12 protein-coding genes are annotated in these 23,949 nt (G+C 51.9%); all 12 read right to left on the bottom strand.

The genetic code is table 11. The features are described from left to right. Window positions 1-10 precede the first annotated feature (10 nt). A complete protein-coding gene (locus tag BM030_RS20020) occupies window positions 11-4,228 on the bottom strand; it encodes a beta-L-arabinofuranosidase domain-containing protein (protein WP_211657483.1) in 4,218 nt (1,405 codons plus the stop codon). A gap of 23 nt (window positions 4,229-4,251) precedes the next feature. Beyond that, window positions 4,252-6,729 carry a glycoside hydrolase family 2 TIM barrel-domain containing protein gene (locus BM030_RS00820; protein ID WP_090970119.1) on the bottom strand — a complete coding sequence of 826 codons (2,478 nt, stop codon included), beginning with the start codon at window positions 6,727-6,729 and terminating at the stop codon, window positions 4,252-4,254. A 2-nt stretch (window positions 6,730-6,731) separates the two neighbouring features. After that, entirely contained in the window at window positions 6,732-7,577 is an 846-nt protein-coding gene (locus tag BM030_RS00815; protein WP_090970117.1) for a glycoside hydrolase family 16 protein, read from the bottom strand. 36 nt (window positions 7,578-7,613) lie between these two features. Beyond that, complete coding sequence (locus BM030_RS00810) at window positions 7,614-8,870, bottom strand: fibronectin type III domain-containing protein (RefSeq protein WP_139215773.1); 1,257 nt, start codon at window positions 8,868-8,870, stop codon at window positions 7,614-7,616. Window positions 8,871-8,887: 17 nt separating this feature from the next. Further along, the gene (locus BM030_RS00805; protein ID WP_090970113.1) at window positions 8,888-10,090 is read right to left on the bottom strand and encodes a DUF4998 domain-containing protein; all 1,203 of its coding nucleotides are present in this window, start codon (window positions 10,088-10,090) and stop codon (window positions 8,888-8,890) included. A gap of 25 nt (window positions 10,091-10,115) precedes the next feature. Next, complete coding sequence (locus BM030_RS00800) at window positions 10,116-11,327, bottom strand: DUF5000 domain-containing lipoprotein (protein WP_090970111.1); 1,212 nt, start codon at window positions 11,325-11,327, stop codon at window positions 10,116-10,118. Between the two features lie 27 nt (window positions 11,328-11,354). Continuing rightward, window positions 11,355-13,274, bottom strand: coding sequence for a RagB/SusD family nutrient uptake outer membrane protein (locus BM030_RS00795; RefSeq protein ID WP_090970109.1), 1,920 nt, complete (start codon window positions 13,272-13,274; stop codon window positions 11,355-11,357). 39 nt (window positions 13,275-13,313) lie between these two features. Next, window positions 13,314-16,517: a SusC/RagA family TonB-linked outer membrane protein gene (locus tag BM030_RS00790; RefSeq protein ID WP_090970105.1), complete on the bottom strand. Its 3,204-nt coding sequence runs from the start codon at window positions 16,515-16,517 to the stop codon at window positions 13,314-13,316. 231 nt (window positions 16,518-16,748) lie between these two features. Beyond that, the gene (locus tag BM030_RS00785) at window positions 16,749-20,846 is read right to left on the bottom strand and encodes a hybrid sensor histidine kinase/response regulator (RefSeq protein ID WP_170845588.1); all 4,098 of its coding nucleotides are present in this window, start codon (window positions 20,844-20,846) and stop codon (window positions 16,749-16,751) included. A gap of 129 nt (window positions 20,847-20,975) precedes the next feature. After that, window positions 20,976-21,098 (bottom strand): hypothetical protein, encoded by a 123-nt coding sequence (locus tag BM030_RS20310; protein WP_262987336.1) that lies wholly within the window; start codon window positions 21,096-21,098, stop codon window positions 20,976-20,978. A gap of 29 nt (window positions 21,099-21,127) precedes the next feature. Next, entirely contained in the window at window positions 21,128-21,943 is an 816-nt protein-coding gene (locus BM030_RS00780) for a family 43 glycosylhydrolase (protein WP_211657482.1), read from the bottom strand. Window positions 21,944-21,947: 4 nt separating this feature from the next. After that, window positions 21,948-23,927 (bottom strand): alpha-L-arabinofuranosidase C-terminal domain-containing protein, encoded by a 1,980-nt coding sequence (locus BM030_RS00775; protein ID WP_244518581.1) that lies wholly within the window; start codon window positions 23,925-23,927, stop codon window positions 21,948-21,950. Window positions 23,928-23,949: the final 22 nt, after the last annotated feature.

Raw genomic sequence — 23,949 nt, 5'->3', positions numbered from 1 at the left:
GCCCAAGATACTAAAATTCACGTAGTATCCGCACCTCTGTGAGCCGTGCGGTATACGAGCCATCATGGGCGCGGAACTCAACCGTCAGCTGGCCATTATCGGTAAGCTCATCTGGCAAGGGATATGTCGCGCAGAGCGGATCGTTGCCGCCGTCCCGCCCGTCCAGGCGGATTGTTGTCAGCACCTGTCCGTTGACCAGCACATCAAAGGCGCTGGGACGATCCATGTTCAGGTAACGGATAAAAAGCGCCCTGGCCGTCCCTTCCGGGTTGATGAACCGGTAACTGAACCAACCCTTTGCCTCCCGCCACTGCATACCCTCATACTGGCCGGTGACGGATGCTTCAAAAGCGACTGCATGGTCCGACTCCGTTTGTTGCTGCCCGGCGTATACATGATCCACGGTCCTTTCCTCCAGTACACGGCTTTCCCTTTCTTCCGCTTCCATGCGCCGCTGCAGCGCGGTCACCTCCTCCCGCGTGGCTTGCGGCCAATACAGGATATATCGCGAATCATGCAACCGGAAGAACGGCATCAACTCCATTTTACCGCGGAACGAGGGTGCGTATACGCGGTTCATCGTAAAATGTAACGGTTTCCCCTTAACCGGACGCAGGGAAGCGGTCAGCGTCTCCGGTCGCCCAACAACCACCGGAATGTCCCGCAGCGGCACCTGGGGGCCGTGGGCGATATGGCCTCCGCGGCTATCATCAGCAAACAAGCCGTCCATCGAAGTTGTATCTGTCCTGGCCGCCAGTACGATCGGTCCATACCGGAACGCATAGTAATTGGACGAATCCGGCAGCTGCTCCACGGCTGTATGCATCGCGAAGGACACCTCAACCCGGTCTCCGGTCTGCCATTCCCGCCGGATGGGCACAAACGTGCCGGGGCGCTGTGATACCGGATAAGGCTTGCCGTTGACCGAAATTTCCAACTCACCTTCCGGCACCCAGCCGGGGTAACGCAGCTGCAGCGTAAATGTGGTCGATTGCTCCGGAGTGACGGTTATCACCGTTCCGGCCTGGTCCGGGAAGCGTGTCTGCTGCACCAGCTCCACTCTTTTTTCCTTCCAGTCCAGGCGGGAGGCAATAAACAGGTTCACGTACAGGTTCTCGTCCTTATGGGCGTAAATGAACTGCCCATACTTACCATGGTTTTCCATGCCCGATCCCACGCAGCACCAGAAGCTGGTATGGGGCTGGGAATAGACGCGGTAATGACCGGGGCGCATGGGCGTGAAATAAACCAATCCGCCGGTTTCAGGATGCTGCGTAGAAAGGATATGGTTATACAGTGCGCGCTCATAGTAATCGGCATACCGGACATCCGGCGCGGACTGGAAGAGTTGTTCGGTCAGTTTCAGCATATTGTAAGTGTTGCAGGTTTCCGGCCCTTCCACACTCCGGATCATCCGCGAGAAGTCGTTGGCCGGATGGAAGTGTTCGTGTGCGCTGTTGCCGCCGATCACTACGGAACGGTTTCCCACCACGGTTTCCCAGAAAAACCTGGCCGCATCGTGCCAGCCGGGATTCCCCTCTATATCGGCTATCCGATTATAGCCGATCACCTTCGGGATTTGCGTGTTTGCATGCAAGCCCGTCAACCGGTCCTGTCCTTTCAGCAAAGGATCCAGGATAGTCCTATGCGAGAAACGCTTCGCCAATTGCAGGTAACGGTCATCGCCGGTAATGGCCGCAACGTCAGCAAACACCTCATTCAACCCGCCGTGCTCACTGCGGAGCATATCCTGCACCTGGGCGTCTGAAAGCCCCCCGGTCAGCTCCAGCATCCAGTCGCTCAGCCCGACCAGCATGCTCCTGGCCTCGGCACAGCCACCGATGAGGTAGGCGTCCCGGAGTCCGGCAAAGGTCTTATGGATGTTGTATAAGGGAACCCACTTTTTATTCAGGTCAAACGCGCCGGCCTCGATCTTCCCGCCGCGGATCTCCTCCCAAAGGGCCGCGCCTCCCGGCACGCCGCCTATGTAGCCCGTTCCCGCGTGATCCTGGCAGCGCTTCAGTTCGGCAATCATATAGTCCAGCCTCCGTTTGACCGTGCTGTCCCCGCTTGCAGCATACATCAATGACAGCGCTGTGAGGTAATGGCCCCCGATATGCCCATCGAGGCCACTGTTTTCCCAGTTCCCGTAGCTTGCCGCCTTTGGTTGAAGCCCCGCTTCCCGCAGGAAGGGTGCCAGCAGGCGATCCATATCCAACGCCATCAGGTATTCCCGGTTGCGGTCCTGCGCCTGCTTGAACGGTCCGTCCAGCAAACGCACATCCCTCAGCGGGAAAAGACGGGCTGCATTTCCGTCCATATTGTGTGGCAGCTGTACGCCTTCATGCGAGGGGTTGACCGGCAGAATACGCCCTTCCGCGTCAAAAGCCAATCTGTCCATGCATACCTCGCGATTGTAACCCGCAGCATCCCCCATGTGAATGCCGTCAGGATAACGGAATCGGTGATACACGATATACCACTCATCGATTCCCGGGAGCTGGAGCACCGAGTTGTGTCCAGTGCCGTAGATGCCGCGCGCGGTATCCTTGGCCAATATGAGGTTGTCCGCAGGTACCTGGATCGGCCCAAGCGGTGAATCGGAAGTCCCATACCGTACCCGGTAATCAGGACTGCGGGTATCATCTTCCGACCAAAGGAAATAATAAGTCCCGTTCCGGAAAATTACATACGCGCCTTCGCGGTATGTGCGGTCAGGGGTAATCACCCGGATGGTTTCCCGCTTGATGGAAACCATATCTTCATTGAGCTCCGCCACCGCCAGGTACCCATTACCCCAATAAAGGAAGCTTTTTCCACTTACAGGATCCGTAAATACATCCGGGTCAATTTCCTGGCCGCCCTCTACCCCTGCGGGTTTGAAATCGATCAACGGCTTGCCCGTGTCCCGGAAGGGGCCGGTAGGACTATCCGCCACAGCCACGCCGATTTTCTGGGCACCCGTGAAGTAATAGAAATAGCGGTAAACGCCGTCAATCTCCTTTTCTTCAATGCATGGCGCCCACGCATTCCGTCCCGCCCATGGCACATCCTTTTTCAGATCGAGGATGACTCCCTCGTCCTTCCAGTTGACCAGGTCGGTTGATGAAAATGCCTTGAAGTAGTAACCGCCCCAATGATCAAAACCGTCACTGGTGGGATAGATATAGAACTTTTCCGTTTTGCGGGAATAGAGGATTTCAGGGTCGGCGTAGCTGCCCTTGAGCACGGGATTGCGCCGGGTCGTTGGTGTTCCCCATCGCTCCATGAGCCGCTGAAGCTCTTCCTCAGTAATGGGAATCACCGTACCGTGACGCGGCTTGAAATCCATGGATACCTGCTGGTCAATAACCTCAAAGTGTTGCAGGTCCGTGCTCTTTGTAAACTGATACCGGCCTTTCATGTACACATCGTACATTAGAATATAAGTATCACTGTCAATCAGCCTGAACGTGCAGGATCCTTCAACCGCCTCGGTGGTCTGTTGCTTGTAATCCGGTTGCTCCGTCCAGTTACCGGACGTCAAGGAGGTGGTCGTGGCCACCTTGATGCCATTTCCATGGCCCTCTGTCTTATAGAACAGGTGGTACACGCCATCCTTGATCACAATATCCCCGTCAATGCACGAGCGCCGATTCTCCGGCAGGAATAATGGCTTGGGAGTGTCCTCAAAGCCTGTAAAATCCGCATTTGCATACGCATAATAGATGATATCCGGCCCGTCCCCATGTTTCATCGACCAATATACCATGTACTTTCCCGCCTCCGCTTCAAAAATCGTCTGGGGCGCCCAGACCCGCAGCAGGTCTTCCTGCCCCGGATAGGTTTCCTGGATGTTCACTACGGTAGATTCCCAATCAATCAGGTTACCGGACTTCAGCAATACCAGCGCACGGTTGGAACTCCACCCTCTGGCAGACACCATATCAGTCAACACCATGTAAAACGTCTTGCCATCCTCACCCCGGAGAATATGGGGATCGCGCACGCCTCCGGTACTGCTGATGGCCTTGGGGTCCAGCACCGGCTGGTTCGCATTCAGCGCACGGTAATTGAAACCATCGCGGCTGATCGCAAAGCGCACGGCTTCTTCATCTCCGCTATTGCCGGTAAAGTAAGCAAAAAGGTAAGCGGAATAGTGTGGTTGCCCAGTCTGCGTCACACCACGCGTAAAAACCAACGACAGGAACAGAAGACATAAAAAGAATATCTTAATAAGTAGTTTCATAGCCGGTCATTTCGCAGATCGTCTTACAAAGATAATGAACAGGACTCAAGCCAGGGTGATTTGAAACGCACACGCACAGGTTCATCCGTCCCGGTCATCTGAATATAAGCGATCAGCTTCCCACGATATACACGGTGCCTGTTGTCCGTGTAATCGGACATATCAGTATTGTTGCCCGCTTCCAGCCCCAGCAACCGTGCGGGGCCGGCCACTTCACAGGTTACCTCATCGTCTGCCAGCATTACCGGAACCCCCTCTTCATCGACCACTTGCACGGTAACCTGCGCGACGCCCGTACTATCCTCACTCCTTTCCGCTGAGACAATGCGCAGCGCATGCGGACGCCTGGATGTCTGGATACTGTAGCGGCACGTTTCCCTGCCGTCGGTGTCCATGCCGATGACTTCAAGTTTTCCGGGACGATAAGGGATGTCCCAGTGGATAATGCCGTGTTCATCGTTATAGGACTTGACCTCCCCGACCGGATTTCCGTTCAGCTCCAGCCGGGCCTGGGCCACATTGGTATAACAGACCACGCGGATGGACTGCTCTTCCTGATAGTTCCAGACCGGCCAGGCATCCATTGAAGGCACGCGCTCCTCGCGGCGGCCGCGCTGTTCAGCCTCAAGGGCGGACCAGACGTCCTGATTGCCCGCTGCACTTCCTTTGCCGGGCGTGGGATAGGTGCCCAGATAAGCCACAGGTCTGTCAGACCATAGGGCCTGACGAAAACGGCCCCGTGGCTTGACAAAGCCACCGAAATCCAGCAGGCCGGAGTAAAAACCACGGGATGGCCATCTGCCCGATTCGCCGAGATAGTCGATGCCGGTCCAAAGAAACTGCCCGAAGATATGCTCATTATCACGGACCGCCTTCCACGCGGCCAGGTCATGCCGGTTTTCGCTGCCGTAAATGACCCGGTCCGGGTACCGTTCATGATCTTGCTGGTAGCGGCTTTCGGTATAATTATATCCTGTGATGTCCAGCGCAGCGGGATACTCCGTCTCGTTAGACATAGCCACGCCGGCCAGTCCGGCGGTAACGGGACGGCTTTTGTCATACTGCTTCACGACCGCGGCCAGCCGCTTGGCGATGCCTCCCAAGCGCATGGCATCCGGCGCATCCGGTTTATAGCCGCCGAAGATCGGCTGGGTAAAGCCGCCTTCACGGCTTCCGTCCAGTACCGGGTGCGAATACGGGTCGTTGGGGTAATCAACCTCATTGCCGATGCTCCACGCAAATATGGAGAGGTGATTGCGGTCACGCCTGACCATATCGGCCAGATCCCGCTCTCCCCATTCCTCAAAAAAGTCAAAGCTTCCCTGAAACCCCGGCGTACCGACATTCCAGCCTTCCAGCCATTTGCGCTTCGGGAACTCCCACTCATCAAAGGCCTCGTTGAGCACCAACAGGCCCAGTTCGTCACAGAGCGCGTAAAGCCCGGGAGCCTGAGGGTTATGGCTCGTGCGGATGGCATTACATCCCAGTTCCTTTAACGTCAGCAGCCGGCGCCGCCAGACTTCCGGATAGACCTCCGCTCCCAGCACCCCGGAGTCATGGTGAAGGCACACTCCCTTTACCTTCATCCATTCCCCGTTAAGGGCGAACCCTTTATCCGGATCAAAGGTGAAGGTCCGGAAGCCCGTCCGGATGAGGTTGCGGTCAATCTCCCTGCCATCCTGCAGGACAGTAGTCCGAAGCTGATAGAGCACCGGATGGTCAAGGCCCCACAACTGCGGGTTCTTTACATGCAGTGCCAATTGTAATTTGTCTCCACCACCCGCACGTATACGGGCATGGTTGGTTTTTTTAGCCACTACCTGGCCATCCGGCCCTACCAGCTCGTTGATGACCGAAACCGCTGCAGCATTATCCGTATGGTTTTCCAGGTTTACTTCCACATGCAAGACACCGCGGTCTTTCGACAGCTCAGGATAGGCATACACGCCCCACTGCGCTAAGTGCACTTGAGGAGCCGTTACCAGCCACACGTCTCGGTAAATGCCCGACCCAGTATACCAGCGCGAATCGGCGTGCTGGCTATGGTCTACCCGCACAGCTATCGTGTTTTCCGTTCCATACCGGATATAAGGCGTAGCGTCATACATAAAGGAGATATAGCCGTTGGGCCGGTAACCCAACGAATGACCGTTAATAAACACTTCGCTGCGGTTGTACACCCCTTCAAAGTACAGGTATACCCGATCGCCCTGTTTTTCCAACGGAACAATAACCTTTTTCCGGTACCAGCCAATCCCGCCCGGCAGATAGCCTGTTGCGCTGGCCAACGTTGGGCTCAGGTGCCCTTTGACGCTCCAGTCGTGGGGCAGTTGTATCCGTTGCCATGACCGATCGTCCAAATCGGCTGCCGGACCGTTGGCGACATCACCCAAGGTAAACAGCCAATCGCCGTTGATACGTCCGGCTTGGCCAAACCCTGGCTGGGCGAAAGATACTTCACAACATGTCCATACGAAGCACAATAAACAAACTACACGCATGATTATTTTCTCTGGTAAACCCTTACGTAATCGATTTCGTATTTCGCGGGCAGGAGGCTGTCGTCTATCTTACCTCCGTTCATACCGCCCAGCGCAAAATTCAACAGGATATAATGTGGTTGTTTGAACGGGTTGAATCCTGTACCATCCTTGTTGACCAATTGGTCCAGGGGCACACGATTCATCAGCATATCATCCACGTACAAGGCAATTTCCGTTTCATCCCAATCCATCCGCCAAACATGGAACTCATCCGCCCAGGCCTCGCCACCGAGCGAGTCCACCGGCATTGTTTTGCTGTACCATTCTGCCTTCCACCGCTCCCTCGTGCCGCAGGCGATATTGGCCAGGATCATCCCCCGGTAGTATTCCATGATATCAATTTCGCCGTTGGAAGGCCATTCACCTTTAACACCGAGCGTCCAGAATGCAGGCCATAGCCCACCGCCAATGGGAATGCGAGCCCGCATTTCGAACCGGCCGTATTGCCAGCTATGTTTGCCGCGCGTATTGATGGAAGCCCCGGTATACGCAATCGTCTTGCGCGCCTGGCCCCAGTGCGTACTGCCGGCTTTGTATGTGGGATTAGGCTTGCTTTCCTTGCGTGCTTCGATAATGAGCAGGCCATCTTTACGATATGCGTTTTCTTCCTGATACCATTGATCTTCCTGGTTCCTGACAAAACCTTTCTCAAAGCGCCAATGGGAAGTATCTACCGGACCATCGCCATCAAACTCATCTGACCAGACAAGTTGATAGCCATCGTTGTGTTGCTTGGTCAAGGCCCCAGCTCCGTAGCTGGCCGCCAAGAATAAGCCTGCCACTACAGTGTATATAACATTATTCATTTTTATAATCTGCAAAGTAAATACTTGAGAACTTCATCAAGGCAGATATGTACCGCTATGGGTCAACCCGTCTTTACGCATAGCTTCTATAATCAAACAATTGTACACATAGTCCCAACTGGAGGTGACCTCTGAATTTTGGTTCAGCCCGTAAGGCCACCAATGCTGGTTGTCTGCATTAAGCTGGGCATCTTCGTTGCCCGTAATAAGTTTCAGCACGGCATTGGCGTGTGGGAGTTGGTACTTCCCTCCCGAAATAGCCGTATTTCGCCACCAGTTGGTAGTACCCGTTCCAAAAGTATGGTTCATCTCATGCAGCATAGTCCGCAGGTTCTGGAAACCCGCGTTGGCGCCGAAGCGCATCCATCCTTCGTTATTAGCGTCAGCCGTTGGCACATTGGGATCGTAGTTAACCCAAACATGCTTCGTGGCCGATGTGTAGTTGTTTGCATACCATACTGCACTGTCTATGGCTACCTGCAACCGCTCATAAGCTGCCACCTGCTCTGCCGTCGGGTTGGCAGCTTTATTGAACGTGTAAGTAATGTTACCCCTGGCAATGGTCCGGAACGGGATATTCTCCCCATAACTTACCCCGTCTTCATTGACCGCGTAGGCACGGAGGTAATAGTCGGTGCGCTCAGTTAGGCCGGTAATGACACATCGGTACCGGCCTTCGCCCGTACTGCTGTGAACTACCTTATGGCCATCTACCGTTGGATCTGGATTTGCCGCCCAACAAATGCCCCGCTCAGTGATCGTTCCCCCGCCGTTGCTGATGATTTCGGCATCATAAGCAGCACGTGACGAGCCAATAATGAACATCGGGTTATTCTTGAAGGAAACTGATTGCACCGCTTCCGTAGTAAACGTAGCTTCTTCGCTGTACCCCACACCAGCGGAATTTACGGCGTAAGCCCTGACGTAATAGGTTGTTGCCTGCGTAAGCCCTTCCAGATGCACCGTGAATGCGCCTGACCCCGAAACCGTAACAGCTTCGGCCTTGGCGTCATCCGTGGTCGGATCAGGATGGGAGGCCCAGCAAACGCCCCTTGCTGTAACCCCACTCCCTCCAGACGCTGTTACGTTTGATGTAACTCGGGCAGATGTTGTTGTAATATTCGTGAAACCAAGATTCGCCAATGTCGGTACAGCTACCACTGTACCTGGCGCTTCCCCATCATCCGTCGGGCTTTGGGATACTTTATTGGTGCAGCCGACGATATACGTTCCCAACGACAGTAGCAGTAACGCACAACGATTAACCAGATAGAAAGAACAAACTCTTATCATTTTCTAACTACGGTATTTTATAGTACTTCAAAAACCACATTGCCCGCTACCTTAAACCAAGAACCGGTATCAGGCATGTTGCCTATGAAGCCAACGGTGACCTGAGTGATTTCCGTAAGTGAAAAATCCACACTGTACGTTCCACTGGCGGCACAGTTAACATAGGTAATAGCTTGGGTGGCTAAGTTTTGCTCATTGGGCAGTTCGGTACCTTCTGCCACAGCAAAATGGACACTTCCGGCAGCACCGCGTTCAATACCGTATATGGTAATGCGATAATCACCCGGGGGCAGATTGGATGTCTGCATAATCTTTCCGTCAACTACCGCACGAAGCCCCCAGCCACCTTCCAAGGAGAGTACACCATTGCCGTTCCGCAATTCATACCCACCATAGGTGTTATTTCCGGCATTCCGAACCTGTGCGTTGGTTACCCAATCGGCCGGAACCCCCCAGCGGCTGCCATCCCATGCGCCGCGCTGATAGGGAAAAGTCATGTTTTTAAAATACACCACATTCGGTGCTATTTCAGTAAATGCCGTATAAAAGGTATCCAGACATAACGTATCCGGCAAAAACTTAGTTCGGTAGCGGAAACTGCTGCCCACCTGATAGTTTTCCAATATCAAATCGTTTTCATCAATTGAAAGCATGTATTCGTGACTTAAGCCCTGCTGATCCTCATACTGGATCTCTGTGGCAAAGGCGCCACTGGTTAAATCCATCCTACCGTAATTAAGCGTTAAGGAAAGATCTCCTGCAAACAGCTCGTAGAAATTGATGGGTCTATTGAGCAGGGAGTTTTGGAAACGCGCTCCGTATACAATACCCGTTCCAAATACGGTAATTGACTTATTACCCACATCATCAAAAGTAACCACCTCAAAATTATGCACGTTTTCCTCCATGTTTTCAATAAGCACACGCAAGGTGTCGACGCTTTGCGTCCGGGTTATCGGTACAGATACCGAATCATTGCGCCCGTTCCAATAGATACGACATTCCTTTACTTTGGGGTCTGAGCGTAGCACGCCCTGCACCAATACACGGTTTCTACCCGAATAGATTTTCAGGGAATCCAGTTTGCCCGTATAGGAGATCTCTCCATCCGCTACGTATTTTTTATATTCGTCCATCTTGGAGCAGGCCAAGGTACCTGCAGCCACCAGCAACAAAACTGTTAGTTGTTTTATGCGGTCAATCATCGTTATGTTCTTCATGATTTTGCCATGCTAACTGTAAAACTTATCTTGGATCACCGTAGACCTGTATCTCGGCAATCGCCATGTAGGAGGTTCCGCCCCAATTCCGTGTACTGCGGATTCGTAAATACCGCACTTTGGGGGCCGCTACATCAAAATCCCAACTGAACCCGGCATTTGCCGTCTGGTAATCTTCGTTGTTCTGTTGCCCGAAAGGTAATCCAGACGGCTTTACTGCATTGTAACGACCCAGCAAGTGCCAATTGTCAAAACTGCCGTCTGACGGTGGACTATCCGAACCCCAGATCTCAAATTCTTTAAGGTTTCCAAGATAGTAGTACGTCCGCCCGAAGCCGCCACTACTGAAATACTCCGGATAATCCCAAATGACGATCCGGCTCAGTTTAGCCAAACGCCCGATATCAAAGGTAATGACATGGATACCGGGGTGCGCGTTCTGCGTCATGTATATGCTCGGCCAGTCGATGATATTACCATCCCACATGCCTTGCATGGAAGTAGATGGATGGTGCGGCGCATCTCCGGGCAAGTTCATCCCAGCATATCCCGATTTGGGGATCGCCACCTCATAAAGCGGCTTTATGGTCGCATACAACGTATCCGTATAGTTGAGCCACCTATCGCGGATGGTGAAGGCGAAGGCCTGATCCACGGTATCGAGCGCTGCATCCCGCAATGTATGGGCAATGGAATCGGTCGCCGTGTAAATACTGTTGGGGTGGATATCCCATTCCCCGTACTCATTTTTCTGCATCACTAAAATAGCCAAGTCACTCCGCTCGGGATTGTCTGCCGTGACACGTATTCCGCCGAAAGCCGGACCAACCTCCATGCTGCGGTACACCTCCCAAATAGGTGCTTCCAAGGGCCGGATAGTGACCGGCACTGGAGCTGATGCTTTTTCGCTCCGGTTTACAGCATAAAGGGTCACTTCGTGTTCCCCCTCATCAGCAAACCCCTCCACCAGCAGGGAATTTTCATAATAAGATGCCTTAACCTCCATAGCCCTGCCCGTTGCCAGCTTATACACGGCCTTAACATACAACAGGTCTTGCTGTACAGGCACGGTATACGATATGCGAGCCTTGCCTGGTAAATTTTCCACATGCACGTTTGTGACCGGATCCGGCGCTTGGCTGTTCTTTTCCAGCGGCGTGCGTAGGCCATCTTCGCCGCAGCTTATCATACCAGCCGCCAAAGTACTGCAGAGAAATAGGATATATAGCTTTTTCATTGCGTTAACATTTATAGTTTACCTTGATTACCATCCCGGCGATTGTACCAACTTTGCATTTTGGATAACCGCGGTTTCAGAAAGTGGCCAAAAATAGTCGCGTGGCGCGATGAAACGCTGCTGCCATACCGTGTTAACTTGATAATACGAATTGGCGTTCTCGCCCTGCATGTTCCATCCCGTAATGGGCGCATTTAAGTAGGCCGCAGCCTTTTTCCAGCGCCGCAAATCCCAGAAACGGTGCCCTTCAAAAGCTAACTCGATAAGTCTTTCCTGATGAATGATTTCGCGCAACCCGTCGCGCGTGGTAAATTTCGAGGGATTATTGGAGTAATCAGTCCACGATTCTTTCACACCTTTTAAGCCTGCCCGTTCGCGCACCTTATCTAAGTATACAAACACATCCGTATGGTCTGGCCCATAGGCTTCATTGAGCGCCTCGGCATACATCAGATACAGATCAGCCAGGCGGATCTGCGGCCAGGGATAACCCCGGTAGGATGCGCCTGAACTACTCATCGTTTGGTTCCAGTCAACTAACTTCTTAATGAAATAGCCAGTCATGTTAAAATGAAATGCATGCGTACTTCCTGCATAGTCCGTACGTTTACTCCGTACCACAAACGTATTTTCATCCGAATTGCTGGGACTGTCGTATTTATACCACACTGCACCGTCAAAAGCCAGACTAGCATAAAACCGGGGTTCGCGGTCGAAGTGCAGACGCGACGTCTGAAAACCTTCGGCAATATAGAAACGCTCTTCGTGCGTTGCCGTTCGTAATTCCGTATCATCAAGGAAGCTCAATGTTTTATCTTCATTGATAGGCACACCATTGTGGGTATAAAACTGCCTGGCTATCTTCAGTGGTGGCGATAGAATTTTGCGCGCATTGTTGTGGTTATGATTCACATTCAATGGCGGCATAGCCTGCATCTGCAGATTAGCTGTCTGCGAGTTGGGATTAGCCCATACATGTTCAACACTCCACCGTTCGCTTACGGCTTGCCGGAGGTCAAGTTGCAGCATGGTGGTATCAGACAAGCTGAACGAAGTAGGAGGCATTTTAAATAGTAAATGGCCTGCCTGTTCGGCCGCATCAATGGCTTCCTTGGCAGCTACTGCCGCACGCTCCCATTTGCTGCCGTCTACCGCCGGATTGAACAGTTGGGTACCATCGTGATTGCGATAATTGCTATAATCAGGATTGCCGTTGAACAAGGGGCTGGCCGCCATGAGTAATACCTTTGCTTTTACCGCCAGAGCTATCGGGCTTGTGAGGCGACCCAATTCCAGGGTACGATCTGTAATGATATTGGGCAGTTTTTCTACTGACGCATCCAACAGCTCAACGATATAGTCTACGCACTCATCCACCGGATTACGGGGCACGGCCACTTGTTCTTTACTGGCATCAATATCCAGGTTCTGCCGGATAATCGGCACAGGACCATACATCCGCAGCAACAGGTAATGGTAATAGGCTTTCAGAAACTCCGCTTCGCCCAACCAACGTTGCCGTTCAGCATCGCGGATGTCGCGCACCTTAGTCAGATCGCTTACATTTTCTAAAAAGATATTACAATGCCGGATCGCCTCATACAGCCTCGCCCACATAGACACATAAGGTCCGGAGACCTGTTGGTTACCTCTCGCGATTTCAAAAGCGTCGCTCATCAGGCTGGTCTGATAAGGTATCCAGATCTCATCGCCTGCCAGCATTGCCACATTGCTGGTCCACCCTTCTACGCTGCCGTCACTGGGAAGGTAGCTATACAGCGTGAACAGGTATTTTTCCGCCTCGTTACGCAGTTTGAAGGCATGATCAATAGTCGATACATTGTCAGGCACAACGTCAAGGAAACTATCGCAGGATTGCCCCAGTACGAGGGTAGCGGCCATTGCAAGAGCCATGAATTTTAGTCTGATATATCTCGTTGGTCTCATCTTGTATTCTCCTTATATTTTAATTAGGATAGCCATGCATCAAAAATCAACACGTAATCCAATATTATACACCTGCTGTATGGGATACCCCAGCCCTTTGCCCCCCATCTCCGGATCCCACATCTTGAATTTGCTCCACACCCACAGGTTGGTACCGCTCAAGTACACACGGAGTACACCCAGCCGCCACCGCGAGAGTGTTTCCTGGGGCACATTATAGCCAAACTCAGCGTTCTTAAGCCGCAGGAATGTACCATCACGCATCCACCAAGTAGAAGTGACGTTATTATTGGGCACAAATTGCTCGCTTAACCGTGGCCAAAACGCATATAGATCGCGATTTTCCTCAGACCAATGGCTGTCAGCAATGACCTTAAGTAGTCCGTTCTGGGCGCTGCCATTGATGACAAAAGGCGAAAGATTTTCAGCATTAATAAAAAATGACGAACGGGCAGACCCCTGAAACATCAGGCTTAAATCAAAGTTTTTCCAGCCTACCGTACCCCCGAATCCATAGATGATTTCGGGTACAGTGGGATGCCCAATAGGCACCATATCGGTCGATGTGATTTGGCCGTCCCCATTCATATCGCGATATTTGATATCGCCGCCCATATATGTCCCGAACTGCCGCGGGGCGTTGGCCACTTCGGTATCGTCCACAAACAAGCGCTCGGCGATGTATCCCCATGTTTGATTAATAGGATGTCCCACGCGGTAGAGGTAGCTCATGTGCTCTGGATAGTCCAATTCATCACGTTTCACCACATTGCTGGTGGCATAGGTAAAATTGCCACGTAAACTCGCCCACCAGTTCGGAGAAAAACTCTTATTGTAATTGATCAACGCATCAAACCCGCGGCTCTCGGCCTCTCCGGTATTGGCTTGGGGATATTCGCCCATAAGCCCCATGGTGGCACTGAGATAAGAGCGCGTTTCAAGGATGTTGTAGCGACGCTGATGGAACGCATCCAACACGATTTCCGTAGAACGGTTAAACAGCGTCAAATCCAACCCTAAGTTGATCTGCCGCGACTTTTCCCACGTGATTCGTTCATTGGCATAACGGGAAATGGAAATGCCGGGGCGATAATATAGCCCATTCTCGCCGAATGCAGCACCATAAGACCCATTGTTGAGATTCACATTAGAAAGGTAGAAAAAGCGGTCCTCTCTGCGGCCGATTTGATCATTGCCCACCCAACCGAACGTGGCCCTCAGCTTGAAATCATCTACCACGCTGCGCAGGGGTTCAAAGTATTTCTCGTTGACAATGCGATATGCCAAACCGAACGAAGGGAAGAAGCCGAACCGGTAGCCACTGGCGAAACGCTCTGAACCATTGTAGCCGAAGTTGAACTCCGCCAGATAGCGGTCGTCATACCCATAGGTAAAACGCCCTGACAACCCTTGGTTACGTTGTTCCAACGACGATTGAACGCTTCCTGCGTTGCCCGTCTGGTAGGACGAGAGGATCGTGATGAGCATTCCGGACACATCGTGTTTGTCGCCAAACCGCTGGGAATAGTTGACCGCCGCCTCCATATACATACGCGAATCAAGTGTCTTATCACCCTCGCCATAGTTCAGGTATTCCGATCCGGGTGTACCAATAGAGGTTGGCCCCCCGTCATTCAGCACCCTTAGCTCAATCTCTCCGGTCACCGGATTGAGATATGAGGAGTAGTAGAAGGGGTTGTATTGCCGCGCTACATTGAAATGCGAGTACCGTCGCAGATAAGCCATTGCCCGCGCCGAAAGCCCTTCAAGTAGCGATCCCAAATCTTGCTTGATTTCAAGCTGAGGCTGTATCGTGGATGTTTTATAAACCTCATAGCCCCGCACCATCTCGGCATAGGGATTGGAGAGTAGCGTAGTACTTCCGAAACCGGTTTCCGCGCCACCGAACAACGGATGCTCCGTATAGGGCGAAAAAGAAGCCGGATAAACAGCAGGGAACTTCACCGGATTGGACCAGATAGCCCGCTGGAAAATAAACTGCCCGCCGTGCAGGCGGTTGCCATCGCCATCTACGCCACCCACCGGGCCGTTGTAGTCGTCAAACTGGCCATATACGTTTACGGTGACGTCCGTACTGGGCGTAAGTTTAATGTCAAACTTGGTCCTTAGCGAATAGTTGAGGAGCTTTATATTGTTGTTGAAATTATTTAATCCGTCTACTTTCAGCACACCATTGTCTACGTTATAAGTACCCGCCACATAATAGCGTGCCCGTTCTCCGCCACCGCTGGCACTGATGTTGTATCCCTGATTGAACGTATAGTCTTTAATCAATTGATCTATCCAGTTATTGTTCGGATAAAGTAAGGGATTTTCGCCCGCCGCGGTGCGGTCGATTTTCGTCTGCGTATAAGGCAGCAAAGCATGCGGATTACGCGTAAGAGCAGCCTCATTGGCCAATTTCATATAGGTAATATTATCTGCAAATTGAAAATTACGCGTATTGGAAGACATCCTGTTTTCAGCACGGAACCTGAATACAGTCTTGCCTATCGCACCCGACTTGGTATTTACCAAAATAACCCCGTTGGCGCCGCGGGCGCCGTATACCGCTGCAGCCGTCGCATCTTTCAGTACCGAAAACGCAGCAATATCATCGGGTTGAAGCCGGGCGAGATCGGTAGGTGAAGACTCCGCTCCGTCAATCAAAATCAGGGGGTCTACCTTGCCCGCACCGAACGATCCTAACCCTCGGATAAAAAATTCGGCATTATCGGCGCCAGGTTCGCCGCTTTGCTGGTAAGCGATGACCCCCGCAATACGTCCGGCAATCATCTGCGTTAAGTTATTCGTTGGTCCTCTCAATTCCCCGGGATTTACCGTGGTGATGGAACTTACCAAACTGGCTTTCTTCTGTGTACCGAAACCCACAACCACCGCTTCATCCAATACGCTCTCATCTTGTGTCAGGTCAATATCAATCACATATATACCTGCCGTATTGGGTTTCCTACCTAACAATGGCACTTCTTGCGGCTTATAGCCAATAGAAGAAAATACCAGTATGGCGTTGGGAGAAACATTTACCCGATAACGGCCATTCTCATCCGTCAGCAATTGGGAGCCGCCACCTTTAACAGACACAGTAACGCCAGATACCGGTCCGCTTTGATCTTTCACCACACCCTGCACCTGTATATCCTGGGCATGCGCCGCGGAGACCATCAATAGAAGCAGCATACACGCAGTCGCTGCTGCGCTGAACAAAACATTACTTCTCATTTTACTAATGTTGATTTTAGTTAATCTTGGTTAAGGAGTTTAAGCTTAATCAGCCTACTCGCCTGAGTGGCCTTCATCGGTCAATTCGTACATGTCAAATCATAGTCTATCATTATTCGGTTATCAATTTGGTTATGCATCACTCCGCCACCGTGGCCGACGGGCCGTTGTAGCGTATTTTAGTCTACACAAAAATGCATAAACAGACGTATCGAAACAGGGTGGTTTCTTTCAAATAGTAGGGGGAAATCGGTAATTTTTGGGTGCCATCGTAGCTTGGAACTTCTTTTTATAGGCTGACGGTTTAATCCCAAACAGCTTATGAAACTGCTCCCTGAAATACTTCATATCGTTGAATCCGGCAGTAAATGCGGCTTCACTGACGTTATAGTCAGTACTGATGAGCAATTGGGCTACCTTACGTAACCGGATGAAACGGATAAACTCGTTGGTAGATCGGCCAGATATGGATTTCACACGCTTATATAGATTGGATTGGCTCATCCCCATTTCATCGGCTAATGTTCCCACGTTGAATTCGGGATTATCAAGGTGCTGTTCTACCACGGTTATGCAACGATCCAGGAAATCCCGGTATTCCGTTGCTACTTTGAAATCGCTGGACCGCAACGTCACCTCGTTATAAAAATATTGCTGAAGCTGGTTCCTGCTTTTGAGTATGTTATGTACCCTGGCCTGCAAAATACCTTTGTCAAACGGTTTGGTAATATAGTCGTCGGCACCGCTTTCTATGCCTTTCAGCTTGATTTCTGCCGTTGAACTTGCCGTAAGCAGGATAATGGGGATATGGCTGATGCTGGGGTCTTGCTTAACAGCGCTACAAAGCTCGATGCCACTGCATCCGGACATGATCACGTCGCTGATGACGATATCGGGCTGCATTGTTTTTATCAACTGTAGTCCGGCCTCGCCGGAGGCGGCTTCTTGCACTTCGCAGTCGGATTCAAAAAGTTGCCGTACATAATGACGGATCTGCTCGTTGTCGTCTATAACGAGCAACAGTGGCCGTTGCGACATCACCTGCGTTACCTTTTCAAGCGCTTGGGTTGGTTCAGGCACTGAAGGTATATATTCCGCTTCGGTGCCCAAAAGTTCTTCCAGAAAAACAGAATGCTCGCCGATATCTTCAAAAATATAGCTGTTGCCCAAATGCTGTTTGCCTTTCAGCAGTTTGACGGTAAAGCAAGTACCCGAGCCCTCTTTACTGGTATAAGAAACCGAACCGTGGTGCGATTCAACAATTTTTTTGACCAGGAACAGCCCGATACCAAATCCAGATATGGTGTTGCCGGGGTTAGAGAAGTCCCGATAAAACCGGTTGAATACCGCATCGCCTACGTGATCCGGAATACCCGCACCGGTGTCAGCCACCTGAATAGCAACGCAGCCTGTCTCATCGCGTGCTTCGATGGTAACCCGTCCTCCCTTCGGCGTGAATTTAAGGGCGTTGCTGATCAAATTAAAGAGCACGATTTCAATTTTCTCCCGGTCAGCATAAATCTCAATCTGCTCAACGCCGCATGAGAAGCTGTAATCAATGCCTTTAGAAGCGGCATATTGGCGGAAGCAGAGGAAAACTTCCCGGCAAAGCGCCACCATGTCCAGCCTAGCCAGTTTAAGGCTGCCGGTTTCCTTATCCGCCTGACGGAAAAGCAGTAATTGGTCTACCAAGCTCAATAACCGTCGGGAATTGTTGTAAACTGTAACCAGCTCCCGGCTATCCACGACATTGTCTTTATTGTACAACATCTCCTTGACGGGATTGATGATGAGCGTGAGCGGCGCCCTGAGCTCGTGTGAAATATGGGTAAAGAAGGCCAGCTTTTTCTCATTGAGTTCCTTTTCCTTTTCGATTTCTAACCGCGCAATTTTTATGTCGTAACGCAAGGCAGTCTGCCGGCGGACGTAATAGAGATAGGTGTAGCCCATCCCCAGCACAATCAATAAATACAATCCGTAAGCCCAGGTAGTACGCCACCACGGAGGCAACACCTCGATGGCTACCATCCGCCCCTCGGTATTCCATTCGCCATCGGCATTGGTCGATCGGATATGCAGGGTATAACCGCCGGGCTCGAGCCGGGAATAATGCGCTGTGCGTTGGGTGCCCACCTCGTTCCAGCTCTTATCCCATCCTTCCAGGAAATATGCATACCTAATTTTATCAGGCGATGAGTATTCCAAGGCCGAAAAACCGATGGAAATAACGGCTTCATCGTACGGGAGCACCAGCCTTTCCAGGTTGCGCAGACTTATCGTATCGGCTATGCGCGATGAAAGGTTATACGGTTGGTTATTGATGCGAAGGTCCGTAAGCACCAGGCGGGGCATGGCACTCGCTGCGTTAATGCTATCTGGAAAGAAGCGGTTGAAGCCGTGGATCCCGCCAAAGAGAAATTCTCCGGTTTGTAAACGCAGTGCGGCATTGTAATTGAATTGATTGCTTTGCAGGCCGTCAGACTGATAAAAATTGCGCACGGCTTTGGTTTGCGGGTTAAATTTGGCGATACCGTTGAATGTAGCTATCCAAAAATTGCCGCTGTCGTCTTCAAGAACATTCAACATCACATTGTCGGGCAGCCCGTTCCCCACGGTATAACTGGTATACACGCCGGTTTCCTTGGCGAAATGCAGCAGCCCTCCCCCTTCCGTGCCAATCCATAGGCTGTCCTGCCCACCTTGCCGGATAAACCGGATGGAATGCCCGATGTTAAAGCGGGCTACATGCTGGGTTTTACGGTCAAGCCGGATGAGATCAGTGAATGTACCGAACCACAGGTCACTGTTGCTGTCTTCCCAGATGGTCAACACATTTTGAATAGCCGGATCATACAAGTCAAACCGATTGGCGACGCGGTTGAACTGATATAACCCTCCTCCGGCCAATGTGCCTGCCCAAATAATGCCTTCCCGATCTTCATACAACCGCCATACCCTTCCATTTTCGTAATGCTGCTGGGTGTTGTAACAAGGATACCGCGCGAATGTACCCGAACGCTCATCAAATTTATTTATGCCCCCGCCGTAGGTGGCCACCCACAGCCATCCCTGGCGATCAACCAATAGGTTGGTGATAAAATCATTGCTTAACGATGCGGGTGCACCGCCGACATGCTGGTAGTGGGTAAAAGTGTGCTGCCGCCTGTTCCAATAGGTCAAGCCCGCACCGTCAGTGCCTATCCATACATTGCCGGATCGGTCCTCGGCAAAGGAAAGAATAAAATCCCGGGCAGAAGAACTGTATTCCGCCTGACTATGCCGCACAACCTGAAAATGACTGCCTTTTGGATCCAACACATTGATGCCGCCGCGCAAGGTACCAATCCAATAGCGCGACGCCGCATCGCGAAACACGGAAAAAACAGCGCCGCTGGTTAACTGCCCGCCATGATTGCCTGCCGTGAGATAAGTGCACTTGTCGGTCGGCGTATCGATGATGGTTATCCCCCCGCCATCGGTACCTACCCACAGCTCTCTTGCACCGTCGTGGTAGAGTGTAGCGATATTTACGCTGGACAATCCGTCTTTCAAACCATAGAAACGTGTTTCGCGGGTTGCAATCCGATACCTGAACAGGCCATTGTCCGTTCCCATCCAAATATCGCCGTCGTCGGTGGCCACCATACAGGTGGCCGTATGAACGGTATTCGAAACGGGGTGCACCTGCTGTGTCTCCGGCATATAGCGGCACAGCCCGATACCATGAACAACCAGCCATACATTCCCATTCCTGTCCAAATCAAGGGTATGTACATAGTACTCGAAGCGCACTTCGCCATCAACCTGGAGTGGCACCTGCAGCGCCTCCGTAAATGGATGGGCTGGAGCATCCACACGGAGTAAACCCGCCCGCTCGCTCGCCGCGAAAATGGTCCCTTTGGCGTCCACAGCCAATCCATAGACGGCAAAGTCAATCACCTTGGAAGCGTCTCCCCGCTGACGGCTGTAGGCTAAATGTCCGCATACGTTGCCCCTCCCGTCCAATATCGACACGCCCTTTTTAAGGGCCACCCAGATGCGGCCTGCGCTGTCGGAAATAATCTCGGTAATCCGGTTATCAGCCAGCGAGAAGCGGTTCCCCGGCTGGTGATTGTATACCTTGAATTGATAACCGTCATAACGGTTTAATCCGTTTTGTGTGCCAAACCACATAAAACCCTGATTATCCTGGAAAATAGCCGTCACATAATTATTGGAGAGCCCCTGCTCAATACCCAGATACTTCACTTTTTCTTTAGGTGTTGAAACGACATTTATTTTGAAGCTCAAAAAAACTATCAGCCAGAATATCAGTAGCTTCGCGTTCATTGGCATTAGGTATTTAGTTTTATAATTATAACAAAGATAATCATTATCCCGTATACACGACGGCTTATGTCACTTTCTATAAGCATCCGGAACAAGTCATGAGTGGCCGAGGCCAGGAACATTGGCCGGTTAATTATCGCCTGCTCCCAACACGTAAGGCCAATGCTGTTCATCCCACGCCAACTTCTCTACTCGCAGCTTTGCAACGCCGCCGTCATGTCCATCGTATCCGTGGAAAATCAGGTAATCCACATCGTCCACAGTATATACGGCATTATGCCCTACGCCGTGCCAACGGTCGTCGCCGGCAAGCAGTAGCTTACCGCCCCCCTGGGCAAGACATTGCCCTGATCATCGACATATGGCCCCGTCAACTGCAACGATCGTCCCACTATCATCTTATAAGTGCTCGCCACGCCTTTGCAGCAGTAATCGATGGAAGCGAACAGGTAGTAATAACGGTCTTTTCTGAAAATGAACGGTGCCTCCACGGCATTCGGATGGGTCATCCGGCTGGCAATCGTGGGCAGGTGCAATGTATCGCCAATCACTGATTCCCGGTCTGTTGAGAGTCTGGCCAGCTTAAGACCTTCCCAAAACGAACCAAACGCCATGTACGCCTGCCCATCGGCGTCTTCCACAATATTCGGATCAATGGCATTCCAGTTGGTGACACCCGGATAAGACTGGATGATCTTGCCGTGATCTACCCATGCGAAGCGAGGATCTTCCGGATCGAGGGTCTCATTGGTGGCCAAACCGATACAGGAGGTGTTTTTTCCAAATGCAGATACGGAATAGTAGAGGTAATACCGGCCATTATGGTAACTGATATCCGGTGCCCAGAAATGCCCCTTAAAGCTCGGCACAGCCGCCGCGGTCCACGCGGGCGGAACAGCAAATACCGGCTGTTCCCTTTTCCAATACCGCATATCGGCTGACGACCATACGGCTATGCCCCTGCCTGTCGCAAATAGATAGTAAATCCCGTTATGGTGCGCCATAACGGGGTCATGTACCCGTATACTGGTATCCCGCCCTTGGGCATTTAAGTGGCTACACCATCCGACGAACAGCACGAAAATCAGCCGCTTCATGATATTACCGCTTGATTTTTATCACCGTAAACGAATAAGGCTTCAACTCAAACTGCGGACGTTTCCCGTTGATCTCCACGGTCTCCGTTTTCGGGCTTACCGCCAGAGGCTGGTCAATGGTATTCATCCGGTCAAGGTTGTCACTTTGCAGCACAATGCACGTTGCTGTAGCGGGCATGCGCCGTATCCCTGGCACATCCAACACGACCGTCTCCGAATCTCCGTTGCGGTTAACAACTTTGACGATCACTTCGCCGGCATTTCCGTCCACCACGGCCGAAGCGTACAGCCCCTGATGGCCCGTAAGTGGCTTCCCGCCGGCAGTAACGGGCACGATGTGGGTTCCCTTATTTGTAGCATACAACTTTTGGACGTAATAATTCGGTGTGCCGTACGCCTGCAAGTTATCCACCCAGATCAGGTCAGGGGTCCATTGCCACCCGTCTATATGACCGAACAGGGGCGCATAAGATGCCAGCGTCACCACGTCGGCATTCCGTTCAACGCCGGTAAGGAAGGCCGCTTCGGCAAGTGCCGTCAACCAGTTGTTTTTGTTATCGGGGCTGGCTATCCGAACGCTCTGCGCGGCATATTCCCCCGCGAATATCTTCGGGCCGTTGCGGTCATAATCATCATACCGCGATGCGTTTTCAAAGAACCAGTCGGGATGGCGGTAATAATGTTCATCAATGATGTCTACCTGCATTTTTCGCAGTTCGCTATTCAGATAATCGAAACGCTCGCCACTGGGATCGGTACCCGAACTGGCCACAATAGCAATCTCCGGATACTGTTCGTTGATGGCTTTTTGGAATACCGCCAGCCGTTCGATGTACTGCGGTCCCCAGTTTTCATTGCCCACGCCAAGCATTTTCAGGTTGAACGGCTCGGGGTGGCCCATCTCCGCCCTTAGCTTACCCCATGGGGAGCTGATGTCACCATTGGCAAACGCGATAAGATCCAGCGCGTCCTGCACATATTCATCCAGCCGATCCATAGGCACCACTTCGGCCGAATTAAACTGGCAGGCCATGCCGCAGTTGAGAATGGGAAGTGGTTCAGCACCGATATCTTCGGCCAGTTGGAAATACTCGAAGAAACCGAGCCCGAACGTCTGGAAATAGTCCGGCGTGGGCCGGTGGCGGAATTCAAAATTCCAGCGGTTGATAAGCTGCTGCCTATCTTCAATGGGCCCTACGGTTTTTTTCCATTGGAAACGCTGGGAAAGGTCGAAGCCCTCAACAATGCAGCCACCCGGAAACCGGAGAAATCCCGGCTGCATGTCAGCCAGCAACTGTACCATATCCGCCCGCAAACCACCAGGGCGGCCTTTCCACGTATCTGCAGGAAAGAGCGAAATCATATCCAGATCAATTTCGCCTGCTCCTTCAAACCAGATGTTCAGCCGTGCACGCGGATGGGTTGCGGTTGCCTGAAAACTGGCTGATTGCTTCTGCCACCCTTGGCCATCGCCTCGGGGCTGCCATCTCCCTTGGCCGATGACACGGCCCGCACTATCGACCAACTCCAGTTTCAGGGTGATGCCCGGTTTCCGCTGCCGGTACATCACGGAAAAATCATACCGCAGTCCCTCCTTGATACCCATTCCACGGAAGCCTTCATTACTTAGTCCCATGCCCTCTGCACCGGATCTTTCTGTATTCACCCTGAGGAAGCGTGGATTTGCCGCCTGCTGTTCTTGCCGGTTGAGTACCAATAACGCGCCTTCTTGAGCCTTGCCCAGTACATTCCAGCCCATGAGTGGCCGGAAAAATTCAAACGAACGGTTCTTTATAAGTTCGGCATAAAGCCCGCCATCGGCTCCCATGTTGATGTCTTCAAAAAAAAGCCCCCACATCGCCGGGTTTACCTTCCCCTTGATCTGGTTGATGTCTACCCTGAGCACGGTGGGTTGTCCTGCAGCCATGGCCACGCATAACACGATCAAACTCGCCAAGACCGCCGTCTTCCGTATATTCATCATCAGTAAATAAATTAATATCCAA

This window comes from Parapedobacter composti, from assembly GCF_900112315.1.
Classification (GTDB): domain Bacteria; phylum Bacteroidota; class Bacteroidia; order Sphingobacteriales; family Sphingobacteriaceae; genus Parapedobacter; species Parapedobacter composti.
Note: the sequence above shows the minus strand (reverse complement) of the source record. Positions and strands in the feature narration are given on the sequence as shown.

Coding starts and splice junctions, on each gene's coding strand:
- BM030_RS00805 (WP_090970113.1), bottom strand. CDS start 10,090: ATGAAGAACATAACGATGATTGACCGCATAAAACAACTAACAGTTTTG.
- BM030_RS00800 (WP_090970111.1), bottom strand. CDS start 11,327: ATGAAAAAGCTATATATCCTATTTCTCTGCAGTACTTTGGCGGCTGGT.
- BM030_RS00795 (WP_090970109.1), bottom strand. CDS start 13,274: ATGAGACCAACGAGATATATCAGACTAAAATTCATGGCTCTTGCAATG.
- BM030_RS00810 (WP_139215773.1), bottom strand. CDS start 8,870: ATGATAAGAGTTTGTTCTTTCTATCTGGTTAATCGTTGTGCGTTACTG.
- BM030_RS00780 (WP_211657482.1), bottom strand. CDS start 21,943: ATGAAGCGGCTGATTTTCGTGCTGTTCGTCGGATGGTGTAGCCACTTA.
- BM030_RS00815 (WP_090970117.1), bottom strand. CDS start 7,577: ATGAATAATGTTATATACACTGTAGTGGCAGGCTTATTCTTGGCGGCC.
- BM030_RS00785 (WP_170845588.1), bottom strand. CDS start 20,846: ATGAACGCGAAGCTACTGATATTCTGGCTGATAGTTTTTTTGAGCTTC.
- BM030_RS00775 (WP_244518581.1), bottom strand. CDS start 23,927: ATGATGAATATACGGAAGACGGCGGTCTTGGCGAGTTTGATCGTGTTA.
- BM030_RS20020 (WP_211657483.1), bottom strand. CDS start 4,228: ATGAAACTACTTATTAAGATATTCTTTTTATGTCTTCTGTTCCTGTCG.
- BM030_RS00820 (WP_090970119.1), bottom strand. CDS start 6,729: ATGCGTGTAGTTTGTTTATTGTGCTTCGTATGGACATGTTGTGAAGTA.
- BM030_RS00790 (WP_090970105.1), bottom strand. CDS start 16,517: ATGAGAAGTAATGTTTTGTTCAGCGCAGCAGCGACTGCGTGTATGCTG.